We start from the raw sequence: 23368 nt of genomic DNA, 5'->3' as shown, positions 1-23368 counted from the left end.
CCGGAAGATGGAAGAATTAAAGCATAAATTCAAATTTGAGAAACTTAGAATATGGAATGATTCAATGGATCTTGCTGAAAATATCCATCAATCAAGCTCTAAATTTCCGAAAGATGAAATGTATAACTTAATTTCTCAAATTAGAAGAGCATCAGATTCAATAGCATTAAATATTTCAGAGGGTGCTATTTTGCAATCAAATCCTGAATACCGCCGATTTCTAGGATACTCAATAAGATCTATTGCTGAAGTAGTTACTTGTCTTCATAAGGCTCATAGAAGAAAATATCTTGATAAAGAGGAATTTAATTGCTTTTACAAAAGATGCTTTGATTTGATGAATATGACCATTGCTTTTAGAAAAAAAATAAACTAAGAAAATGTCTAACTCCAAACTTCGAGCTTCAGACTCTAATCCTCTAATCATAGATGGGAGAAAAGTCTCCAAAGACATCAAAAACGAAATCGCCGAGAAAGTAGAAAAAATCAAGGCGGAAGGAAACAGAGTCCCTCATCTTGCGATTATTATTGTAGGTGATGATGGGGCTAGTCATTCATATGTGAATGGGAAGATCAATGCATGTAAGGCGGTTGGTTTTGACTTTACTTTGATGCATTTCGCAAGCACAATCTCTGAAGAAAAGCTCATCAAACACATCGAGCAACTCAATGATGACGATGATATCGATGGCTTTATCGTTCAGATTCCATTACCAGAGCACATTTCAGTAGAACATATTACCGAAAGAATAGCTCCGCGGAAGGATGTCGATGGCTTCACGAATCAAAACTTCGGAAGTATCATGTCGCATCATCAATTACTACTCCCGGCTACACCTTTTGGAGTGATGGAGCTTATCCGTAGGTATGATATACCAACAGAGGGGAAGCATTGTGTTGTCGTGGGCGCTTCTAGAATTGCTGGTGCACCTTTGAGTTTAATGATGTTACAAGATGGAGGAGCTACGGTCACTGTTTGTCATAAATTAACTCAGGATCTTGCTCACCATACAAGAGAAGCAGACATTCTTGTGGTTGCAGTTGGTAAGCCCGGTCTCATCACTAAAGATATGGTGAAAGAGGGTGTAGTTGTGATCGATGTAGGTACTACACGTGTAGAAGATGCTTCGAAAAAGTCAGGATTTCGTCTTTCAGGTGATGTAGTGTACGATGATGTTGCCCCACTAGCTAGCCACATTACTCCGGTACCAGGGGGTGTAGGACCAATGACCATTGCGTCACTCTTATTAAATACGATCAAAGCTTATGAGCTCAATCACTGATCCGGAATACCTTCCGGTGATGGAGTCTTTTTTTACTATTCAGGGTGAGGGCTTCTATTCCGGTACTCCTGCTTATTTCATTCGATTGGGAGGGTGTGATGTTGGCTGTGTGTGGTGTGATGTCAAAGAATCATGGGATGCGTCTCAGTTTGATTGGTATTCAGTCCAAGAAATTACAAAAAAGGCTAAAGAATCTGGAGCCCACTTGGTGGTAGTTACAGGGGGTGAGCCTTTAATGTATGACCTTTCATTACTAACGAATGCGCTTAAAAGCGAAGGCCTACAAACCAATATTGAAACATCTGGAGCCTATCCATTGTCAGGAAGCTGGGATTGGATCTGCTTTTCCCCCAAGAAATTCAAAGCACCACTTCAGGAGTTTTATTCGTCCTCACATGAATTGAAAGTTGTCGCTTACAACAAAAGCGATTTCAAATGGGCTGCTAGCCATGGCAAACAAATGAATTCCAAAGCGCAATTATTCCTTCAACCCGAATGGTCAAAAGAAAAAGAAATGACACCTTTGATCGTTGATTTCGTGAAGGAAAACCCACAATGGAGAATTTCGCTACAGACCCACAAATACATGGATATACCTTAAGGGGACTACACCCTCGTGTAAAGACAAGTGGCGGGTTTTTTTCCTTTTGTATTTCATGCCTACTTATAATTAGCTTCTCCCACTTCTGCTTCGGACAGTCAAGCCTATCTACATCGAGTAAAAAAGCACGAAAACTCTATGAAAAAGCAGATAAGCAGTATAAGAACAGAGATTTTTATGCTGCGATAGATTACCTCGAACAATCCGTCCGGGAAGATCCTGACTTTTTTGAAGCTTATATACGAATGGGCAGTCTATATAATGCCATAGGACGAGAGGATTCTGTCTATTCAAAATTCACTTCTTACATAAGAACTGCACCGGACCCAATTGCATCAGTTATTGAAAGACTGGCATTTATGGCATTCGATCGAGGTGAGTATTACAGGTCGTCTTCCTACCTCTCTAAGTTTTTGGATAAAGTACCTGAGCGATCCAGTGACTTTGAAATCAATTTACTTTCACGAAGCATTGATTTTGCAATTAACCAGGTAACTAATTCTAAGGATTCAGTTCTAGTAGCCACCCTTCCCAAAGAAGTCAATCGATTTAGATTACAGTACTTGCCTTCGGTTACGATTGATGATGCAGCCATATTTTATACTAAAAGGGATAATGTCAGAGGGGATGAGGATATTGTAGTTAGTTATAAGAAGGACGGGGAGTGGCTTCCGGCGCAATCTGTCTCTTCACGGATCAACACACCATTGAATGAAGGTGCTTGCGCCGTTTCTGCGGATGGACGCACAATGATCTTTACTTCCTGTGATGGAAGAAATTCCTTGGGAAGCTGTGACCTATACATTTCAAAAAAAGTTGGAGATCAATGGTCATACCCGAAAAATCTAGGTAAGCCAGTGAATACGATGTACTGGGAATCACAACCATCACTATCTGCAGATGGAAAGACACTCTACTTTTCATCTAATCGACGAGGAGGCTTTGGAGGAAGGGATTTGTGGGTTTCCACCAACAAAAAAGGAAATTGGTCTAAACCCATAAATCTTGGTGAGAATGTCAATACCAGAAAGGACGAAACGACTCCATTCATTCATCCGAACGGGAGTAGTTTATATTTCTCAGCAAATGGTTACCCGGGAATGGGAGGGTACGATTTATATGTATCAGAAAGGCTTGACTCAACCTGGTCACAACCAAAAAATCTAGGTTATCCAATAAATACATATAAAGATGAGGTGTCTATTGTCATCAATGCGTCTGGTTCAGCAGCTTATTTTGCCAAGGAGCAACAAAAAAATTACGAGATTTTAGATAGTAAATTAGTTAGTATCCAATTACCTAAACAACTAGAGCCAAAAGCGGCATCATATATAATAGGTAAAATTATGGACGCTAACGATGAATCTCCTCTAAAAGCTGATATACAAGTTGTTTCCTTATTAAATAATGAAACAGTTTATAATAGCACTTCAGATTCCATCAGTGGATCGTATTACATGGTTCTTCCGGTTGGTCTGGATCTAGCAGCTTATGTGAAGAAAAAGGGATATCTATATTCGGATTTTCAGTTTACTACAGAAAATAATAGTCTTCATCGTCCGGATACAATAGATATTTACCTAACCCCTGTTAATGAAGGGAAAAAGTTGATATTGAAGAATATTTACTTCGAAGTTGATTCCTATAAACTTAATGACAGGTCACTTTCAGAACTTCAAAATGCGTATGAACTATTGAAAGAAAACCCTGATATAAAAGTGGAAATTGCTGGTCATACAGACAATACGGGTGATTATTTATACAATTTGTCTTTATCAGAGCTTAGAGCAAAGGCTGTTTATGAAAAAATGATTCTAAGAGGGATTTCTGATGATAGAATCTCGTATAAAGGGTATGCCGATACCCAGCCCACCGAATCAAATGAAACAGAAATGGGCAGAAAATCCAACCGTAGGATAGAATTTCGTGTCCTACGGATGATGCGCTGATAATGTTGCGTTTTTGACAAATTATTTACAAATAAGGAATCAAAATTTTATTGAAGAATAAAGGTAAGTTGTAAGGAAAAATTTGGTGATTAATTATTCTACGAATTTTTTGATCAAATTTCTTTTTTTTCCAACATTTCGACCATTTAACTATTGAAAACGCTGATTTTTAATTTGTTAAATAATCTTAAAAAAGCATATATTGCGCGTTTCAAATAATTAATGTTTAACGATTAACTAGTTAGTATGAAGAGGATTTTACTACTAAGTTTTGCGTTCTTAACTGTTATTGCCTTCAGTGCAATGGCGCAAAGGACGGTTTCTGGTAAGGTCACCGATGATACCGGTGAGGCATTACCAGGAGTGAATGTTGTGATTAAAGGCACAACAACTGGTGTTACTACTGATTTGGACGGAAATTACCGTTTATCAGTAGATGATGGCGCTACGCTTGTCTTTTCTTATGTTGGTTTTGAAACACAAGAGATTCAGGTTGGGGCAAGATCTACAATCGATGTAACTCTTGGTGGAGCTACTGAGCTTCAAGAGGTAGTTGTGACGGGTTATAGTAGTACGACGAAAGAGCGTTCTAGTATTTCTTCAGCTACTGTGACCAACAAGGACATTGCAAATAGACCAAACCCTTCATTTGTTCAGACACTTTCTGGACAGGTTGCGGGTGTGAATATTGTGACTAACTCTGGACAGCCTGGAGCTAATTCCACTTTCCAAATTAGAGGTGTATCATCCATTAATGGAGATACTGAGCCACTTTTTGTAATTGATGGAGCTCCTGTTGATGCAGATAACTTTAGAAGTATCAACCCAAATGATATTGAGTCAGTTTCAGTATTAAAAGATGCTGGTGCAACTGCTATTTATGGTAACAGAGGTGCAAATGGTGTGGTACTTATTACCACTAGATCTGGTAGCTACAACAGCCCACTTGATATCCAGTATACTTACCGAGTAGGTAAGTCAAGTCTACAGGATAACGATTACGATCTAATGAACGCCAGAGAGCAACTTGAGTTTGAAAGATCTTCTATTGGTCTTGGCGTAGGTGCAACTCCTATTTATTATCAAAACCGACCTAACACTCCTTACGGGCCTATTAATGGTCTAGCATCTCCAATAACAGATGCACAAATTGACTCTATGGTGGCTCGAGTTGATGGTGGTACTAGTTGGGAAGATTGGTTCTTTAGCCAGGGAACAGCTCAGCAGCATAACCTGTCCTTAACAAGAGGTACAGAGAATATGAGAATGGCCTTAAGTTTTGGTTACTTAAACCAGGAAGGTATTCTTCAAAGCAGTAGTCTTGAGAGAGGTAATATCAGAACAAATATTTCTGGAAGAAGTGATAATCAAAAATTCACCTATTCAGTAAATACTTCTGTTAACTACTCAACCAACGAAGAGCCAAATTCAATTGGTGGTAGTGGAATTAACAGAAACTATGTACTAGGTGCATATCAATCAGTTCAATACATATCTCCTAACGACTATTCAAATGGAGCTGATCTTTTATCTCCACTAGCGTTTGCTAATACTCCTTTATTCCTAATCGATAGATTAGAAACTTATACAAGGGTAGAGGATGAAGTGAAATTGATTGGTACAATCAGTGCAGGATATGAGATCATTGAAGGACTTTCTGTTAACTATCGAGTATCTGGAGATTTCCAGGAAGAGACATTAACGAGAGCTGAAGGACCAACATCTTTCAATGCATTACTTTTTGCTCAGACTGGTAATACAACGCCTGGATTCCAACAGCAAATGTTTACAAGAGAATTCAGATTTAACCAGGTAGCTAGTATCAATTACTCTAAATCTTTTGATGTTCATACAGTAACAGCAGGAGCATACGCCGAGGAGTTCAGAGCTAGATATGATCACTTCCGATTCTTCAGTGAAGGTCTTGATCCTAAGACATTCTTCCCTGGAGATGGTAGTGCATTCGTTCCTGATAACGCGTCAAACGACTGGTTCGTGGATCCAATTGCTGCTAACATCTTGAAAGCAGGATTGTTCTCTTACTTTGGAACGCTTGATTACGATTATGACAGCAAGTACGGTGCAGCCTTTGTAGTACGAAGAGATGCATCTTTCCGATTTGCTGAAAGTAACAGATGGGGTACTTTCTGGTCTGCATCGGCAAGATGGAATATCCACAATGAGGCATTCGCTTCAAACCTTCCTTTCGATGTTTTGAAGTTAAGAGCTTCCTATGGGGTTACTGGTAACCAAAACGTAAACGTTTTTGACACTGAATTCAATGAAAGTAGTGTATTCTCTGCACCTGATTTAACAAGAGCACTTTTTGCGACTGGAGCAGGATATGGAGGACAGAATTCACTTCAGCTTTCTCAAATTCCTAATAATGCATTAAGATGGGAAGAGGTAGCTCAGTGGAACATTGGTTTAGATGCTGAGGCATTTAACAACAAGTTGAGAGTAAAGTTTGACGTTTATAATAAGTTGACAAGTGGATTATTCCAATCTGTACCTGTATCAGCGATCAACTCTGTAACATCTCTTAACTCAAACTTTGGAGAGATGAAAAACTCTGGATTTGATTGGGAGGTAGCTTATGACATCTTAAGAGATCCTAATGGAGCTAACCTTACAGTTAGAACCGTAGGTAACTACAACAAAATCGAGCTACTTGAATTCCCTGGAGGTCTGCAAGAACAAGTAGGTACTGGCCGAATCGGAGGTCCTCTTAATGAGCAATTCCGATACAGGTATGCGGGTGTTAATCCAGCAAATGGTAACCTATTATTCTTAACTGCTGACGGAGAAGTAACAGAAAATCCGGATGCTGATACAGATCGAGTATGGTTAGGAAGAAACATCTACCCTGACTATATCGGTAGTTTCTCAGTCGACTTTGATTACAAAGGTTTCTTCGTTCAGGTTCAAATGAACTATACTTTAGGTGTTGATAGACTTGACTTTGACTACAGTGGTTTTGTTAACCCTGATAACATCGGTCAATTCAGACACTCAAGAGATATGTTGCGTGCTTGGACGCCAGAAAACAGATTTACAGATATTCCACGCTTGAACGCTCCTAACAGAAGCTTAGGTGGAGCATCTGACAGATTCCTGAGAAATGCTGATTACCTGAGACTAAGGTTTGCTACAGTGGGATATGACTTCCCTAAAGCAATGTTGGATCAGACCAATTTCTTTAAATCTGCCAGAGTGTTTGTAAATGGAGAGAACCTATTTACAATTACTGAGTGGAGAGGTTTTGACGCGGAGGCCCAGTCTAATACAAGTAGACTGTATCCTACACCAAGAACAGTTTCACTGGGTGTTGAACTAGGATTTTAATCATAACAATTTGACATTATGAAGAAAATATATAAATACATGGTATTGAGCATTGCGGCAGTCACTTTTAGCTGTAACGATGCGATAGAAATAGAGCAGGTCGGACGACTTGGTGCTGAGCAAGCATTTGAGACAGTTTCCGATCTTGAGTCAGGGATTTTAGGTACGTATAACAATTTTGACTATACACCTTCTATCCAATGGGAATCTAATTTTACAGATGAGATTGCAATCGGTCCAGATAACGGCGGACAGGGCATTGGTATATATCAATGGGTAGTTACTCCTCAGTCTGCTGCTTCTGTAGCACTATGGACTAATTATTACGCGGCTTTGAATTCAGCGAATAGAATTATTGAAGCTGCAGCTAATATTACACCTGAAACCGGTGAAGAAGCTGACTATAATAACGTGTTGGGTGAAGCTCATGCATTAAGGGCTTGGGCACACTTCGAACTTTGGAGTTATTTTACCCCGGACTATTTGGATGCTAATTCACCTTCTGTTTTATTGGTGAATTTTGTACCTGGTGTAAGTGATCAGTTGTCAAGAAGTACTAGTGCTGAAATTTTAGCACAAGTAACTTCAGACTTAGATCGAGCAGCTCAGTTGCTTCAAGTAACTTCAGATCCTACAAGAGTAAGTCAGGACTTTGTGACAGCACTAAGAGCTCGTGTAGCACTGTATACACAGGATTACACAACTGCAGATGCTGCAGCTGCTTCATTATTAGGTTCTTATAACCTTGCTAATCAAGCTCAGTTTACAGCAATGTGGGATGATGCTGACAATACTGAAGTTATTTTCAAGTTAGAGCGTTCTGTAGGTGATCCATACGATGGTCAAGGATCTACTGGAAGTGCTTTTGCTGGTGGATGGGCTGGTGCAAACTATGCATTCGTTAATCCAACGGTAGACGGTTCTCCTTACTTTGTAGCAAGCTCTGATTTGTTTGCATTGATGCCTGCTGGAGACATCAGAAGAGATGTTTACATCGATGAATCTGCTGCTCCTGCTTATGATGTATTACCTGTTGGTAAATACCCGGGATCAGGTGGTCAGCCACTTTTGAATGATCTAAAGATCTTCAGGGCTGCTGATATGCTATTGATAAGAGCTGAGGCTGCAGTTGCAAATAATAATTTAGCTGCTGCTGCTGGTTACATTGATCAATTGAGAGATGCTAGATATGGTTCTGATCAAGCAACACCTACAATAGCTAACCAAACAGCAGGGTATGCGCTTGTTCTTCAGGAAAGAAGAGTAGAGTTTGCTTTTGAGGGTCACAGATACAGAGATTTGAAAAGACTTGGATCAAGAGCAAGTGTTGGAATCAGCAGGCCTTCTGCTGAGTGTGATGTGTATGGAGCTTGTACGTTAGCTTCAACTGACTTTAGGTTTACGTTACCTATCCCGTTGGTTGAGTTGGATGCAAACCCTGCAATTACAGAGCAAAATCCTGGATACTAAGATGAACCTGATATGAAGATTATAAATAAACTCTTACCAGTTATTGCTTTCATTGCAGTGTTCGTATTTACGTCATGTAAGGATGAAGCATTGGTGGGACCAAGTAGTTTGAATAATGTTGTTTATCTGAGTGATACATCTGCTTCAGTTTCTGAAGCAGGTGGTTCAACAGCATTAGTTGTCGCGCGTACTACTAGTGATTACAGTTCTTCTCTCTCTGTTAGTGTTTCTGTTAGTGCAGTTTATGCTACTACTACAGAATTTGCTAATGCTGGAGATGACGCAACAGGATCGTATACAATCAATAAAACAACAGTAGAGTTTGCTTCAAATGTGTCACAAGACACAATTATTGTGACAGCTGTTGATGATTTGAATGCAAGCGGTCCAAAACTGGTTACTGTTACGCTGAGTGAAGCTAGTGGATACACAATAGGTACAGATGAGAAATCATCGTTCCATGCATTTACTACTGTGGAGATTGTGGATAATGATTGTCCGATTCCGTCAATCGTAGGAGAGTTCAGTGTTACAACTACTGATACAAGCCCTGCAGGTTGTGATGGAGTTACAAACGTAGTGACTATCACTAAAGTCTCTGATAATCCTGATGGTAGCACCACATACAGCATGTCTGATGTGACTGGTGGTCTATATGCAAACTGTTATGGTTCTGCAGACAACCCTGGAAACATTGTTGTAGCTGCTGATGGAACTACCGTGACAATGACGGCTCAGCCGGACGTTGTTTATGGTGGTGATCAGTTTGATGGTACTGGAGAGATTGATGCCTGCGCTTCTAAGATGATCATTGATTGGTCTAATGGATTCGGAGATAGCGGAACGACAGAGTTTCCTTTATAGTTTTTATATTAAAATAATAAGCTCCCACATCAGAAAATGTGGGAGCTAAATTTATCTGTTAAACAGATAAATAAAATGTATAATAAAACTAAAGAGACATGAAGATCAATAAATTAATATTCCTATTTGCCATATTGATTGGCATAGGATTTACCTCTTGTAAAGAAGATGAATTAGTGGGGGCATCTAGCTTAGCAAATGTTGTGTACTTACAAGATACAACAACCACAATAGGAGAAAACGGTTCTTCTACTAGCATTGTTGTTTTTAGAACGACCTCTGATTTTTCCCAATCGTTGACGGTGGATTTAGAAGTTTCTGCTACATATGCGAGCACTACTCCATTATTTGATGCTGGTGATGCTGCTCCTGGTACATATACTTTGAGCAAGACATCAGTTTCTTTTGATGCAAATGTGTCTTCTGATACGATTGTGATTACAAGTGTTGATGACCTTGCATCAAGTGGTGACAAGAATGTATCAATAACACTAACTAATCCATCTGTTAGTAGCTATTCTGTAGGGACTGCATCTAATGCTGGATTTTATGCAAGCGTAACTGCAGTTATTCAGGATGATGATTGTCCTATTGATTTAGCAGGAGATTGGGCAGGAGACTATGATATCAGTGAAGAGTTCACAGCAGGTGGTAACGCAGGACTATCCTTCGGTTTTACTGGACCGATATCCTTAGCTGCTGATGCATCTGATGCCGCAGGTATTACTGCATTGTTAGGAACTTCTTTCTTCCTTGATGATACTCCGGTTACATTCAATACTTGTCCTCAAACATTGAGCTTTGATGAAAATCCTTTATTGTTAGGATTCACAGTTAATGGAGAACAAGCTGCTTACGATATCTTTGAAGCTACTTTCACTAGTGGCAACCAGATTACAATCGTAGGTAATATGGGAAATGTTGCTGGAAGTAACTTTGGGGAATACACTGTGGTTCTCACGAAGCAATAAATAATTTCAATTTCATTAAACTCCCGCATGATTTATGTGGGAGTTTTTTATTTACAATCAATTTTAATTATGAAAAAGCTATTAATAAACTCACTTCTATTAATCACTATTTTAATATCGTTACCTATTTCTGCTCAACAAATAGGAGATGTTATTGATCCAAATTTCATGAACAGGCAGCTTTGGAAGGAAGAAAACAGTAACATAAAAGGATCTCCATTCTATTTTGATGAATGGTATAGCGGGGAAATAATGACCAAAATTGGTACATCATATCCCAACATGAAAATTAAATACGAAGCATACTCTGATCAATTGTTCTTCCTGTCTGAGGATAATATTGAGCGTGCATTGGCGCGAGAAAAAATAAATTGGTTTCAGTTTAATGATGCTGAAGGTAACAGCTACCTATTCAAGCATATTCCATATCATGGATTTCTGCAAGTGCTTTACGATGGAGATGTCTCACTTTATAAGAAAATCGCGAAGGAAATAAGAAAAGCACCTGAGGCTAATGGTTACAACGCTACCACCAAACAAGATGAATTTATAGAAAAACAAATCTATTTTGTTGCTTCTTCACCAGAGGCGACTATTGTACCAATTGATAAGCGCAATGAATATTTGGAGTTGTTTTCTTCTAATGAAGATAAAATCAAGAAGTTCATAAAAAAGAATAAGGTCAAATTCAAGGAGGATGCCAACATTATTGATTTAGTGAAGTTTACTGAACAGTTGAGATCTGAAGAATAACTCATGAAATACGTATTAGCTCTTATAGTTTTTTTTAAAACTATTACCTCATTTGCTCAGCATACCTGTGGAACAATAGCTACTGAGCATGATATCAAAGTAATGACCGAATTACTTGCCTCAGGATCTAAGGCAAGATCTAATAGTACTTATCCTACAGTCAACATTCCTTTAACAATTCATATTCTAAGGGAAGATGATGGCTCAGGTGGTTTAGCCGTTCAGGAATTGAATGAGGCGTTAATGATTCTAAATGATGCCTATAAGCCAATTAATTTTAATTTTTTTATAAACGAAGAGATTAAGTACATAGATAATTCAGGATTCTATGATTTTGATTCTTCCAGAGAAGCAGAGCTTACAGGTAACAACAATATAAGCAGTACGATAAATATTTATTTTTTCAACTCACTCACCTCCGGAGGATCTAATTTGTGTGGATACGCTTACTTCCCTTCTTCAGGGCGAGATCACATTATGATGGCAAATGGTTGTGCTGCCTCCTCTACATTGCCACATGAAGTTGGTCATTATTTTGCCTTATATCATACGCATGGGAAAACGAATACGGGAACAACAGATGAGCTGGTAGACGGATCAAATTGTTCTGTTGCTGGGGATGACGTTTGTGATACTCCTGCTGACCCTAATTTATCTGGGAATGTTGATGGATTGTGTTCTTACACAGGTGGCGAAGCAGACGAAAATGGAGATTTTTTTGATCCATTTCCTAAAAACATCATGTCTTACTCAATCAGTAGCTGTCGTGAGCAATTCACATCAGGACAATATGATAGAGTCATTAATGCCTTTCAGACATTTAAAACATATCTTTCTCGTGATATCCTTAATCCGGAATTAACCCTTTCTAATCGATTTGCATGCACAGGTTCAAAGGTACAATTTGAAAACATATCAAATAATTACTCATCCATTCAATGGGAGTTTGAGGGGGGAGAACCCTCAACAAGTTTGGATGAAAATGTATCTGTCACTTATAATGAGGCCGGAAGATTTGATGTTAAATTGACACTTTTTGATGATCAGAATAATCAAGAAGAACTTCTTTTAGAAGATTACATTGTTGTAGAAAATGAATTTGTGGAACTAAGAGAAGGTATTATTCGAAGCTCCTTTGAGGACTCAGAATTTGTGGAAGAAATTCTAAATCCGGATAATGACATTACATTTACTTCAACTGGTAGAGCTTCATTTGATGGTAACAAATCACTATTCATCGAGCTATATGGATATCGATCAAGGGGACAAAAAGATCAGGTTTTATTGTCAACAATCAATTCTGATCTCAATAAAATATATGAGGTAGAGTTTAGTTATGCCAATGCTCAATATGGTTCATCTAATGATGGTTTGAGGTTAGTTTACAGAGATCAATGTGGAGATTGGGTAACCGTATGGGAGAAGTATGGGGAAGAGCTTAGTACTGCGGGTGATCTCCGATATTATTTCGTTCCAGAGGATGATCAATGGGAGAACGAGATTGTTCAATTTGAAGTCCCTGATAATGTAGATCGTTTTGAGTTGGCATTCGAATCCGTCAATGATTTTGGTAACAACATATATATAGATGATTACAAAATCCAAAGTGTTGACCCGACATTTACAGTCGATGAGATAATTGTAACACCTTCTACGTGCAATGATTCTAATGACGGGCAAATAGTTGTAAATACTTCCGGGGAAGGCACGTTTGAATACGCTATTGAAAGTGAAGATGTGGTCTACCGCTCGTCTAACACATTCGAAAATTTAGCACCAGGAGATTACAGAGTTCTAATCAAGAAAATTGAGAATGGAAGTGTAAAGGATGAGGTAGTAAATGTATCATTCATTGATACGAGACCTAATAAACCAGAGATTAGACAAATTGGGGATTTTCTTCAAATCAACGCAGGTGTAGGGCAAACTATTGTATGGTATTTGGATGGTGAGGTGATTGATGGAGAGACCTCAGCAAGTTTATTAAATCCTTCCTCTGGTACTTATGAAGCTGAGTTGATTTCAGGCCCGTGCTCATCTATTTCAGATCCATTTGTGATTCTATCAGCTGAGAAATCAATTAATATCACGTTATCTCCAAACCCTGCTGAGGATTACATATCGATAAACTTTGGAACGAGTAATATCAGCAGGTTTTCAGTGAACCTGCTCGATGTTTCTGGTAGGTCAATTACAAGATATGAAAACCAAAAGCTTATTGACCTGTCCTATCTTCCTAAAGGAGTCTATTTGGTAAAAATCATGGATGAAGGAAGATCCATTACAAGAAGAATTATAAAGAAATAGCTATTTAATTCAAGTTTTATATTTCTTTATTAATTCATTTAAATATTTAAATATTTCCTGTGTTGGAGGATAGATAGTTTCTAGTCTATCCTCCAGCTCATTCTCGCCACTTATGGAAATATAGTAAGTATTAAAATCTTTGGTCATTAGTTTCTCCTTATCTGACTTAGAATAGCTTCTTGCGAAGGAAAGAAGTTGTTCTACTTCCTTTCTGGTTAATTCTTTATCAAACATTGAAGTGTTCTCACCCTCGATGGAATAGGAAATCGAACCTTTGTTATTACTATTAACCTCAACTGAATAAGTGCCGCAGGACGGCACACAGGTGCTTTTTTTAAGAATCATACTAGCTGAGTCTTTAAGGTTATTTACTTTGCAACTTGTTAGCACTAATACTATGATAAGGAGAGCATTTTTCATCGGGTTGTCTTTTATATTTTTAGCAAGTTCGCTTAAGGGACAAGAAAGTATAAAGCTGGATAAAGATAAAATTCATGAAATTATAATTTGTAATTATCATGAAAGAGATGAAAATGTTTTTATCCCTTATCAAAATCATAAAGCAAGAAATAGTGCAAAACAAAATTCGACAATAGAAGTCGAATACATTGGTTTCTCTTCACAAGCAGAGGCTGCCTTCCAATATGCAGTTGATATTTGGGAAGATTTAATAATCTCTGATGTCCCAATTAAAATCCAAGCCAATTGGGTTTCATTAGACGATGGAGTTTTAGGTTCGGCCGGCCCAACTACTGTATTTAGAAATTTTAATGGAGCGCAGCACGTAAACGCGTGGTATCCAATTGCCCTTGCCGAAAAGATTTCTGGCCAGGAGTTAAACGATGCGAATGAGTTCGAAATAGTAGCACAATTCAACAAAGATGTAAATTGGTATTTCGGGACAAATGCTCAACCGCCTTCAGGAAACTTTGATCTGGTATCTGTGGTCCTTCATGAAATAGGTCATGGACTTGGTTTTTTTACTACTGCTGATGTAGAGAATAACGAAGGATCAATCGGCTTAGGAGATTTTCCTTTTGAATTTGATTTCTATATGGAGAATGGAGATGGAGAACTCTTGATTGATTCTGAAATTTTCGATAATCCATCATCTGATCTAGCCACTCAGTTAACTGGTGGTGATCTATTCTTTGTGAGTAATCTGATAAGAAATGTGAATGGGAATAATAATGCAGAGTTGTATGCTCCCTCGAACTTCGATGGAGGGTCTAGTATTTCTCATTTAGATGAGGGTAGGTATGCTAATACACTCAATTCATTGATGACACCATCAATTGGTTCTGCTGAAGCAAATCATAATATTGGGCCGATTACTACACGTTTATTTGCTCAATTAGGATGGCTGAGCTCAAGAATTGATCATGAGCCAATTGTTGATTCCGAAAATGTTGACTTACCTGTTGATTTTGAAATAGCTGTTGTAAGTGACTCATCGATTGTTGCTGATTCTGTCTTTATAAATATTGATATCAATGAGGAAGGTTTTAATAGAATTTTAATGACCGATAATTCGAATAATAATTTCACTTACAAGACAGATACGATAAGAGATGGAACCAGTGTTAGGTACTATTTTGAGGTAGAGGATGTGGTTGAGAAAAAGACGTTTTTAAGGTCCGAGGACGTTCCATTTAGCTTTTATATTGGTATTGACACAATAAAGCCAACACTTATTCATAATGAAATAGTCAGTATTGTTGCTAATGAAGATGTTGAATTTGAGGTGAATGCATCAGATAATCTAGGTCTTGACTCTGTTTTCATAGACCTGATTCTGAAAGAGGGAGATACGTTACGTATTTCAATGGATAATAATGCAATCAATCAGTATAGTTATTTATTAGTTTCTGATTCACTACAGGACATTACAGCTTTTCAATATCGAATTGGAGCCAGAGATTCATCTACACAGTTGAATTTTGCATATCTACCATCTGAGTCTGAGTATTTTAATGTTTCAGTAAACTCAATTGCAAGTGCAGAAGAAGTCTTTATCGAGGATTTTGATTCTGAAATCACAGTTATAAGCGGTGATTTCAGCATTGAACTTGAATCAGGCTTTGACTCTAAAGCCCTTCATTCAGATCATCCATATGCAAATGGATCTGATGAAAACTTTGAATCTGACTTCATCACAACGCTGCTGAAACCAATAGTTATACGAGAAGGTGATGGCGAGATTCAGTTCGATGAGGTTGTTTTGGTTGAGCCGGGTACAGCAGGATCTACTTTCGGCTCAGAAGAGTTTTTTGATTATGTAATCGTAGAAGGTTCTAAAGACGAAGGTATTACATGGTCACCAATCGAGGATGGTTATGACAGCAGAAGGTTTAGTGTATGGGAAAACAAATTTAATAGCAGTACAGATGCAGATAATAACGGAAGTTCTCTAGCGCTGGGAGATGCAACCTTATACAAAAAACATAAGATGAATTTACTGGATCGGTTTGATGCAGGAGATACAGTATTACTTAGATTTAGATTGCACACTGATCAGTTATTAAATGGATGGGGTTGGGCTATTGATAATTTAATTGTTCAAGACCTACCACTAGGTTTTGAAGAAACAGAAACTATATCCATTAAATCATATCCTAATCCGTTCACATCGTCAATTTATTTAAGCTCAGATAAAAATATCCGAGAGATTCAATTGTTAGCAATGGACGGTCGCCTTTTAAATAAATTAGCGTTTGATATAGATGGCGCAAAAGATGTCAAGGTAGAGCTTTTGAGCATTGAATCAGGAACATACCTAATGAAGATAGTTACTACGGAAGGAACAGTATTTCGGAGAGTTGTGAAAAAATAGTTCTATGCTTTTAGTCAATCGAAAAGAACACTTTAACGCAGCACATAAGCTCTATAATCCCAACTGGTCAAAAGAAAAAAATCTTGAGGTGTTCGGTCCTTGCGCCAATGAAAACTGGCATGGACACAACTTTGAGTTGATTACTTCTGTAAAGGGAGAGGTTGATCCCGATACAGGATTTGTTATTGATTTAAAAAAATTGAAAGACATCATAAGATCAGAGATCATTGAAAAAGTGGATCATAAAAATATTAATCTGGATGTGCCATTTATGAAAGGAAAAATTGGAAGTTGCGAAAATCTAATCGTAGAATTTTGGAAAATTTTAGAACCGAAGATTAATGCAATTACACCTAAAGCCAGACTATATCGATTGAGACTTATTGAGACACCCCGTAATTTTGTGGACTACTACGGGACGTGAAGTATCTTATAATAACTGAAGGTAAAATCTGTCAACAGCTTGCCTCTAATTTCATTCCTGAATTAGAGAGGTTTGACATTCGTAATGATATTGAGGTCTTTAACACACCACTCAAGAATTTTACAGCTACGCTGAAAAAAAGTGTACCGGATTTAATCATTGTTTTTGGTGGAAGTTCATCTCATAAGATTGTCAGGTTAGCTAGAAAGAATGGAGTTAAATCCTGTTTTTTTTATCAATCGTTGCTAAGTCCTAATCAAATACCTGAAGAAGAGAATTCACACAATCATAAGTTATATCCTGATTTACCACCAATTAAAACGAATCAACCTTTAGATGGAAGTTTGTTGATTGATGTATTAAGAAAGACGAACAGAGTTGATACGTACGATTCTACTACAGTTTCATTAGCATCCTTACGTGAAAGCAAGTGGATAACAAAAGTTTGTGAAAGACTTTCTCAAATGAATGAGAATATAAACTTTAAAAAAGTAGTCGTTTCGTCAGGTTTGGAAGAAGCAATCATTGAAATACAAAAATCCCACGCAGTAATTGCAGTAGATCAATTTTCAAATATCCTTGCCGCTCTCTCTAATAGTCCGTTGATCAACGTCTACCAAGAAAAAATATTCACTAAAGCTCAAAATCGGTTATCTAAAGTGAATGAGATGTTGGATAAAAATGTAGTTGGAAATTATTCGAACAAGAACATTGCTTTAATTTCTGAGCAACTCGATAGAATTCTAAATGACTATAATTATAGTGCAGGAATGATGGACGACTTTCAACAGTTAAAGTCTATCATAGGTACACAACCTTTTTCCAGGGTTGTTGCTCAAGAAGTTGTTAATTGGTTGGAAACCTAAATTATGCAGCTCTAAGCTTATTGAACTTAGATTTTTCGAATTTTTCAGCTGCGTAATCTCTATCGATCATCATTTCTTTGATATCCTTATTTGAAGGAAGCTCAAACATAGCATCCGTTACAATGGCTTCACAAATGGATCGTAAACCTCTAGCTCCCAGTTTAAATTCCATTGCCTTTTCAACAATATACTCTAAAGCATCTTCTTGCAATTCAAGTTTGACATCTTCCATTTCAAACAACTTGGTGTATTGCTTTACGAGTGCATTCTTTGGTTCGGTAAGGATTCGTTTCAGTGCATCTGCATTTAATGGATCCAGATGTGTTAGCACCGGCAATCTTCCAATTAATTCAGGAATTAAACCAAAGCTTTTAATGTCTTGTGCTGTGATATACTGAAGTAGATTGTCCTTATCTATAGCACCTGATTTAAATTCATTGTCATTGGCAAACCCAATTGGTCGAGTATTCAATCGATTGGCAATGTGTCTTTCAATTCCATCAAAAGCGCCACCGCAGATAAATAGAATATTTTCCGTATTGACATTGATCATTTTTTGATCAGGGTGCTTTCTGCCACCTTGAGGCGGAACATTTACTGTTGTCCCCTCCAAAAGTTTGAGCAATGCTTGCTGAACACCTTCACCACTCACATCTCGTGTGATGGAAGGGTTATCAGACTTACGAGCAATCTTATCAATTTCATCAATGTAGACAATACCTCGTTCTGCCGCTTCTACGTCATAATTGGCAGACTGCAACAGTCGTGTCAAAATACTTTCAACGTCTTCTCCAACATATCCGGCTTCAGTCAATACCGTGGCATCAGCAATACAAAATGGGACTTGTAAGATTTTGGCCAAAGTTCTGGCTAGGTAAGTCTTACCTGTTCCAGTTTGTCCCACCATGATTATGTTTGATTTTTCAATCACAACATCATCTTTATCGATGGCTTGCATTAGCCTTTTATAGTGGTTGTATACTGCTACCGAGATATATTTCTTCGCTTCATCTTGTCCAATAACAAACTCATCAAGGTGAGACTTCATGTCAGCCGGCTTGATGAGTTTGAAATTCGGACTTTCATTGTCAGATGTAGTTTTTAGCTCTTCATTCAAAATCTGCTGAGCCTGAGCAATACACTTATCGCAAATGTGCGCATGTATGCCAGAGATCATCAGATCTACATCTTTTTTATTTCTACCACAAAAACTACAAGTTACCTGAGCCATGATTTATTTTTTTTCTAAAACCTCATCTATGAGGCCATATTCTTTTGCTTCTGATGCTCTCATCCAGTAATCTCGATCAGAGTCTTTTTCAATATCCTTATAAGATTTACCTGAATGCTTTGCTAAGATATTGTATAGATCTTTTCTCAGCTCCAGAGTTTGCTTAAGTGTGATTTCCATATCTCTAGATTGACCCTGCATACCGCCGCTTGGTTGGTGGATCATAACTCGAGCATGTGGAAGTGCTGATCGTTTTCCTTTAGCACCTCCAGATAATAATACAGCTCCCATTGAAGCTGCCATTCCTGTACAAATAGTAGCCACATCTGGGCTAACGTACTGCATAGTGTCATACATACCTAAACCTGCATAAACAGAACCTCCTGGACTATTTACGTACAAAAGAATATCCTTTTTGGCATCTACAGATTCAAGGAATAGCAATTGAGCAGTAATAATATTAGCAATGTTTTCTTCTACTTGCATGCCCAGGAAAATGATCCTATCCATAATAAGTCTCGAGAAAACATCAATTTCGCGGAAATTAGTAGGTCGTTCTTCAATAACCGCCCTGGTCATATTTTCAACGTGATGAACATAGTCATCAACTGCTGTTCCGCTAATATTTTGGCCTTTTACGGCATATTTTCTGAATTCCTCAGTGTTTATCATTTCTATAATTTAAGGTATAAGAATGTAAAAATAAAAAAGTCCCGTGTACAGGACTTCTTCAAAACTTAAAATGATGCTGTATGGTTCAGATTAGATGACCAACTGCTCAAAATCAAAGTTTTCTGAATTCATCCAGTGAAACAGTCTTTTCCTTCACGGTGATCTCACCTTTTATATAATCAAGTACTTTCTTAGATTGAACCTGATTGAATACTTTCATATAATTCTCTCCATTTTCACCCTGGAGATAGTTGTTAGCGAAAGTATCTAATTGATCATCCATTTGACTGCCAATCCCTGATCCGGCAAACTGTTTTTTGATCAGTTCCTTAGCTTCATTAATCACATCCTCATGCTCCACCTTAATATCATTGTTTTTCACTATTTCATTTCTGATTAGCGACCATTTCAACTCTTTCGCATAAGAAGTATACTCCAGCTCCATAAGCTCAGGAGTGATGTTTTCGTTGGTTTTAATCAACCATTTTTTCAAAAACTCATCTGGTAGATTGATTTTTGCGTTTTCTGTAAGTTTTTCTCTGACCTGGTGATCAAAAAACTGCTCAGATTCACCCTCATAATTCTGAGAAACGATCTCTTTTACTCGATCTCTAAATCCTGCTTCATCTTTTACTGTATCCTTGCCAAAAGTTTTATCAAATAACTCCTGATCAACTGGCGCCAACTTGTAATGGTTGATCGCTTCAACAGTAAAAGTCAGTTTTTTCAACTTTTTGTACTCTTCATCATCTAATCGAAGTTGATTTTTGAGAGCATTTTCATGCTTAAAGCTTTTCTTAGGATCAACTTCTACCTCGGTTCCAATCTTAACTCCCGTAAACTTTTTCAAGGCTCCTTTTTCAAGATCTCTTAAATCAATGTTTATTTCTTGGTCGATTGAACCATCCTTAGATTTGATTGTACCGTAAACCGTGTCTTTTTCAGATGTGGTGTCTGGGTTTTCCATTTCGCCAAACTGTCTTTGGAGATTTTCGATGGTTTCATCGATCACCTTATCATCCACTTTTATGAAATGCTTGTCAAGCTTAAGCTTTTTGTCCACTTTTATTTCAAAAGGCTCGGCAAAACCAATTTCATATTTGAATTCAAAGCTGTCCTGATTTTCCCAATCAAACTCTTGATCGGTTTCAGACGGAAGTGGTTCTCCCAGGAATTGCGTATCACTTTCTTTCAGGTAAGTATTCAGCTTATCCGAAACCAATTTGTTGATTTCTTCTACAATAAGAGCATTTCCATACATCTTTCGGATCATACCTGGAGGCACTTTTCCTTGACGGAATCCTTTGATGTTAGCTGTCTTGCTGTACTCTTTGATTTTTTGATCTACACCGGGTTGAAAATCAGCTCGGTTTACGCTAATTTTAATTACACCTTGTGTTTTTTCGTTTTTGTCAAAAGTTATATCCAACGTACTATTGTTTGGTATTTATAAAATAAAAACCCTCTTACACGACCCTGTCCCGATAGCTATCGGGAGGTTTCGGAAAGAGGGTTGTTTTTCAGTGCGGATGGAGGGACTCGAACCCCCATGCCTCGCGGCGCTAGATCCTAAGTCTAGTGCGTCTACCAATTTCGCCACATCCGCAGTTTTCATCTCAAGAACTTTTTCTTGCTCTGAAAATTGGAAGGCAAAAGTAGGTAATATTTTTGATTCAACAAGGGATTAATTTTGTAAAATTATTATGGTAGTAGAGGAAGATTTAGAATCAGAAAAAAAAGAGATCATTAGGCGTTACAGACGCCTGCTTCGAAAAGCGAAACCAATCCTAAAAGATGGTGATGCTAAAATCATCAAAAAGGCATTCAACACTTCGATGGAAGCACATAGTGGTATGCGTCGGAGATCTGGCGAGCCTTATATTTTTCATCCTTTAGAGGTTGCAGAAATATGCGTTGCAGAAATTGGATTAGGAACCACTTCTATTGTTGCTGCACTATTGCACGACGTTGTTGAAGATACAGACTATGAGTTGGACGATATCGAGAGGCTTTTCGGTAAAAAGGTGGCCATTATTATTGATGGCCTCACGAAAATATCCGGAGTATTTGATCATGGAAGCTCACAGCAGGCGGAGAATTTTAGAAAGATGCTTCTTACGCTATCGGATGATGTAAGAGTAATTTTGATCAAACTAGCTGACCGACTGCATAATATGCGTACCCTCGAGAGCATGCCTAGAAATAAGCAGCTCAAGATTGCAAATGAAACCATATATCTATATGCACCATTGGCTCACCGTTTGGGACTTTACGCTTTCAAATCCGAACTAGAAGATTTGTACCTCAAATACAGCGAAACGGAAGTTTACAATGAGATTTCAGGTAAAATCAATGAAACAAAAGAGGCCAGAAATAAATTTATTAGAAATTTCATTCGGCCGATTAAAGACAAGCTCAACTCATTGGGGGTAGACTATGAAATAAAAGGTAGACCAAAATCAATCCATTCTATATGGAATAAGATGAAGAAGCAGAATGTGCCTTTTGAAGAGGTGTATGATTTATTTGCTATAAGAATAATCCTGGACGTTTCATATAGAGATGAGAAAGCTTTTTGCTGGCAGGTCTATTCGATGGTCACTGATTATTATCAGCCAAATCCGGATAGGTTAAGGGACTGGATAAGTATTCCCAAGGCAAATGGCTATGAGTCACTTCATACTACGGTAATGAGTGATACAGGAAAATGGGTGGAAGTTCAAATCAGAACCACTCGCATGGATGAAATAGCTGAAAAAGGATATGCGGCTCACTGGAAATACAAAGATGGAAAATCAAAAGATGAGACAGGTTTGGAAATGTGGATTTCAAAAGTTAGGGAAATCCTTGAGCAAAATGATGGGAACGCAATAGAGTTCGTCGACGACTTCAGATCGAATTTATATAGTGATGAAGTGTTCGTCTTTACACCTAAAGGAGATTTGCGTACCCTGCCACAAGGAGCTACTGCATTGGACTTTGCATTCGATATCCATACAGAAATTGGAGAACACTGCCTGGGAGCCAAAGTGAATCAAAAGCTGGTTCCTTTAAACTTTGAGTTAAAAAATGGAGATCAGGTCGAAATACTAACATCAACAAAACAAAAACCCAATGAGAGTTGGCTACAGTATGTTGTTAGTTCAAAAGCAAAATCCAAAATTAAGGATGCACTCAAGGAAGAGAAGAAGGTATTCATTGATGAGGGAAGAGAAATAGTTAAAAGAAAGCTGAAGCAACTAAAGGTTGAATATAAACAATCAGTACTGGAAGAAATTGCTTCCTATTTCAACGTTAAAAGTGCATCTGACTTACTATACCTTGTTGGTACAGGTAAAATTGACCACTCGCTAATAAAGTCTTTCGCCAAGTCATCGTCACAAGAGCCACCCAAGTCAAGTGTTAGAGGTGCGAAAGATGTTGAAGAAAAGCTGAGTCGGGTAAGAAAAACCGATAGCGACCTTCTTTTATTAGGAGAAGACCTAGATATAATAGATTATAAATTCGCCAAATGCTGTAACCCAATTGCTGGGGATGATGTGTTTGGTTTTGTCACTGTTAGTGATGGCATTAAAATCCACAGAACCACCTGTCCAAATGCGGCCGAGCTACTATCGAATTATGGATATAGAATAATAAAGGCAAAATGGGCATCCTCTCGTAAACATTCATTCGAAGCAACCCTTTCTATTATAGGCACTGATAGGATGGGCTTGGTTAGTGATGTTTCTAATATTATATCAGAAGAACTAAAAGTAAATATGCGATCACTTTCAATAAATACCGAAGGTGGAATCTT

Annotated in this window: 18 protein-coding genes and 1 tRNA gene (1 of these 19 only partly in view); 14 read left to right on the top strand and 5 right to left on the bottom strand. The window is 37.9% G+C overall.

Going from position 1 to position 23368, the window contains the following annotated elements:
* The first annotated feature begins 7 nt into the window (after window positions 1-7).
* The 10 genes from ACQK2H_RS17145 (at window position 8) to ACQK2H_RS17100 (ending at window position 13543) form a co-directional block, all read left to right on the top strand.
* Entirely contained in the window at window positions 8-376 is a 369-nt protein-coding gene (locus ACQK2H_RS17145; protein WP_425392602.1) for a four helix bundle protein, read from the top strand.
* A gap of 4 nt (window positions 377-380) precedes the next feature.
* Window positions 381-1283 carry a bifunctional 5,10-methylenetetrahydrofolate dehydrogenase/5,10-methenyltetrahydrofolate cyclohydrolase gene (locus ACQK2H_RS17140; protein WP_425392601.1) on the top strand — a complete coding sequence of 301 codons (903 nt, stop codon included), beginning with the start codon at window positions 381-383 and terminating at the stop codon, window positions 1281-1283.
* The gene (locus ACQK2H_RS17135) at window positions 1267-1884 is read left to right on the top strand and encodes a 7-carboxy-7-deazaguanine synthase QueE (RefSeq protein ID WP_425392600.1); all 618 of its coding nucleotides are present in this window, start codon (window positions 1267-1269) and stop codon (window positions 1882-1884) included. The genes ACQK2H_RS17140 and ACQK2H_RS17135 overlap by 17 nt, the downstream gene beginning before the upstream one ends.
* Window positions 1839-3833 (top strand): OmpA family protein, encoded by a 1995-nt coding sequence (locus ACQK2H_RS17130; protein WP_425392599.1) that lies wholly within the window; start codon window positions 1839-1841, stop codon window positions 3831-3833. Before ACQK2H_RS17135 ends, ACQK2H_RS17130 begins: the two co-directional genes overlap by 46 nt.
* A 246-nt stretch (window positions 3834-4079) precedes the next feature.
* Window positions 4080-7178: a SusC/RagA family TonB-linked outer membrane protein gene (locus ACQK2H_RS17125; RefSeq protein WP_425392598.1), complete on the top strand. Its 3099-nt coding sequence runs from the start codon at window positions 4080-4082 to the stop codon at window positions 7176-7178.
* 18 nt (window positions 7179-7196) lie between these two features.
* A complete protein-coding gene (locus ACQK2H_RS17120) occupies window positions 7197-8648 on the top strand; it encodes a RagB/SusD family nutrient uptake outer membrane protein (protein WP_425392597.1) in 1452 nt (483 codons plus the stop codon).
* Window positions 8649-8660: 12 nt separating this feature from the next.
* Window positions 8661-9512, top strand: a complete 852-nt coding sequence (locus ACQK2H_RS17115) for a hypothetical protein (protein WP_425392596.1) — start codon at window positions 8661-8663, stop codon at window positions 9510-9512.
* A 98-nt stretch (window positions 9513-9610) separates the two neighbouring features.
* Window positions 9611-10483 carry a hypothetical protein gene (locus ACQK2H_RS17110; protein ID WP_425392595.1) on the top strand — a complete coding sequence of 291 codons (873 nt, stop codon included), beginning with the start codon at window positions 9611-9613 and terminating at the stop codon, window positions 10481-10483.
* Window positions 10484-10552: 69 nt separating this feature from the next.
* On the top strand, window positions 10553-11236 hold the full coding sequence (locus ACQK2H_RS17105; protein ID WP_425392594.1) for a hypothetical protein: 684 nt from the start codon (window positions 10553-10555) through the stop codon (window positions 11234-11236).
* Window positions 11237-11239: 3 nt separating this feature from the next.
* Window positions 11240-13543: a T9SS type A sorting domain-containing protein gene (locus tag ACQK2H_RS17100; RefSeq protein ID WP_425392593.1), complete on the top strand. Its 2304-nt coding sequence runs from the start codon at window positions 11240-11242 to the stop codon at window positions 13541-13543.
* Between the two features lie 9 nt (window positions 13544-13552).
* Here the strand turns inward: ACQK2H_RS17100 and ACQK2H_RS17095 are convergent, their stop codons facing one another.
* A complete protein-coding gene (locus ACQK2H_RS17095) occupies window positions 13553-13888 on the bottom strand; it encodes a hypothetical protein (RefSeq protein ID WP_425392592.1) in 336 nt (111 codons plus the stop codon).
* Window positions 13889-13940: 52 nt separating this feature from the next.
* Here ACQK2H_RS17095 and ACQK2H_RS17090 point away from each other — a divergent pair, with 52 nt between their 5' ends.
* From ACQK2H_RS17090 to ACQK2H_RS17080, 3 genes are read left to right on the top strand one after another with little or no spacing between them, the layout of a single operon-like run.
* Window positions 13941-16376, top strand: a complete 2436-nt coding sequence (locus ACQK2H_RS17090; RefSeq protein WP_425392591.1) for a T9SS type A sorting domain-containing protein — start codon at window positions 13941-13943, stop codon at window positions 16374-16376.
* 4 nt (window positions 16377-16380) lie between these two features.
* Window positions 16381-16800, top strand: coding sequence for a 6-pyruvoyl trahydropterin synthase family protein (locus ACQK2H_RS17085; RefSeq protein ID WP_425392590.1), 420 nt, complete (start codon window positions 16381-16383; stop codon window positions 16798-16800).
* Window positions 16797-17666 (top strand): hypothetical protein, encoded by an 870-nt coding sequence (locus ACQK2H_RS17080; protein WP_425392589.1) that lies wholly within the window; start codon window positions 16797-16799, stop codon window positions 17664-17666. The genes ACQK2H_RS17085 and ACQK2H_RS17080 overlap by 4 nt, the downstream gene beginning before the upstream one ends.
* 1 nt (window position 17667) lies before the next feature.
* Here ACQK2H_RS17080 and clpX read toward each other — a convergent pair whose 3' ends face one another.
* The 4 genes from clpX to ACQK2H_RS17060 all read right to left on the bottom strand — a co-directional run bounded on the left by clpX (window position 17668) and on the right by ACQK2H_RS17060 (window position 21175).
* On the bottom strand, window positions 17668-18897 hold the full coding sequence (gene clpX, locus ACQK2H_RS17075; RefSeq protein WP_425392588.1) for an ATP-dependent Clp protease ATP-binding subunit ClpX: 1230 nt from the start codon (window positions 18895-18897) through the stop codon (window positions 17668-17670).
* 3 nt (window positions 18898-18900) lie between these two features.
* Window positions 18901-19569, bottom strand: coding sequence for a ClpP family protease (locus tag ACQK2H_RS17070; RefSeq protein ID WP_425392587.1), 669 nt, complete (start codon window positions 19567-19569; stop codon window positions 18901-18903).
* A gap of 112 nt (window positions 19570-19681) precedes the next feature.
* On the bottom strand, window positions 19682-20998 hold the full coding sequence (gene tig, locus ACQK2H_RS17065) for a trigger factor (protein WP_425392586.1): 1317 nt from the start codon (window positions 20996-20998) through the stop codon (window positions 19682-19684).
* 95 nt (window positions 20999-21093) lie between these two features.
* Window positions 21094-21175, bottom strand: a tRNA-Leu gene (locus ACQK2H_RS17060).
* A gap of 97 nt (window positions 21176-21272) precedes the next feature.
* Here ACQK2H_RS17060 and ACQK2H_RS17055 point away from each other — a divergent pair.
* Window positions 21273-23368: the 5' portion of a RelA/SpoT family protein gene (locus ACQK2H_RS17055; RefSeq protein WP_425392585.1), read on the top strand. It continues 106 nt past the right edge of the window; only the first 2096 of its 2202 coding nucleotides appear in the window; its start codon is at window positions 21273-21275; its stop codon lies off the right edge, out of view.

This window comes from Ekhidna sp., assembly GCF_965228795.1.
Lineage (GTDB): Bacteria > Bacteroidota > Bacteroidia > Cytophagales > Cyclobacteriaceae > Ekhidna.
Note: the sequence above shows the minus strand (reverse complement) of the source record. Positions and strands in the feature narration are given on the sequence as shown.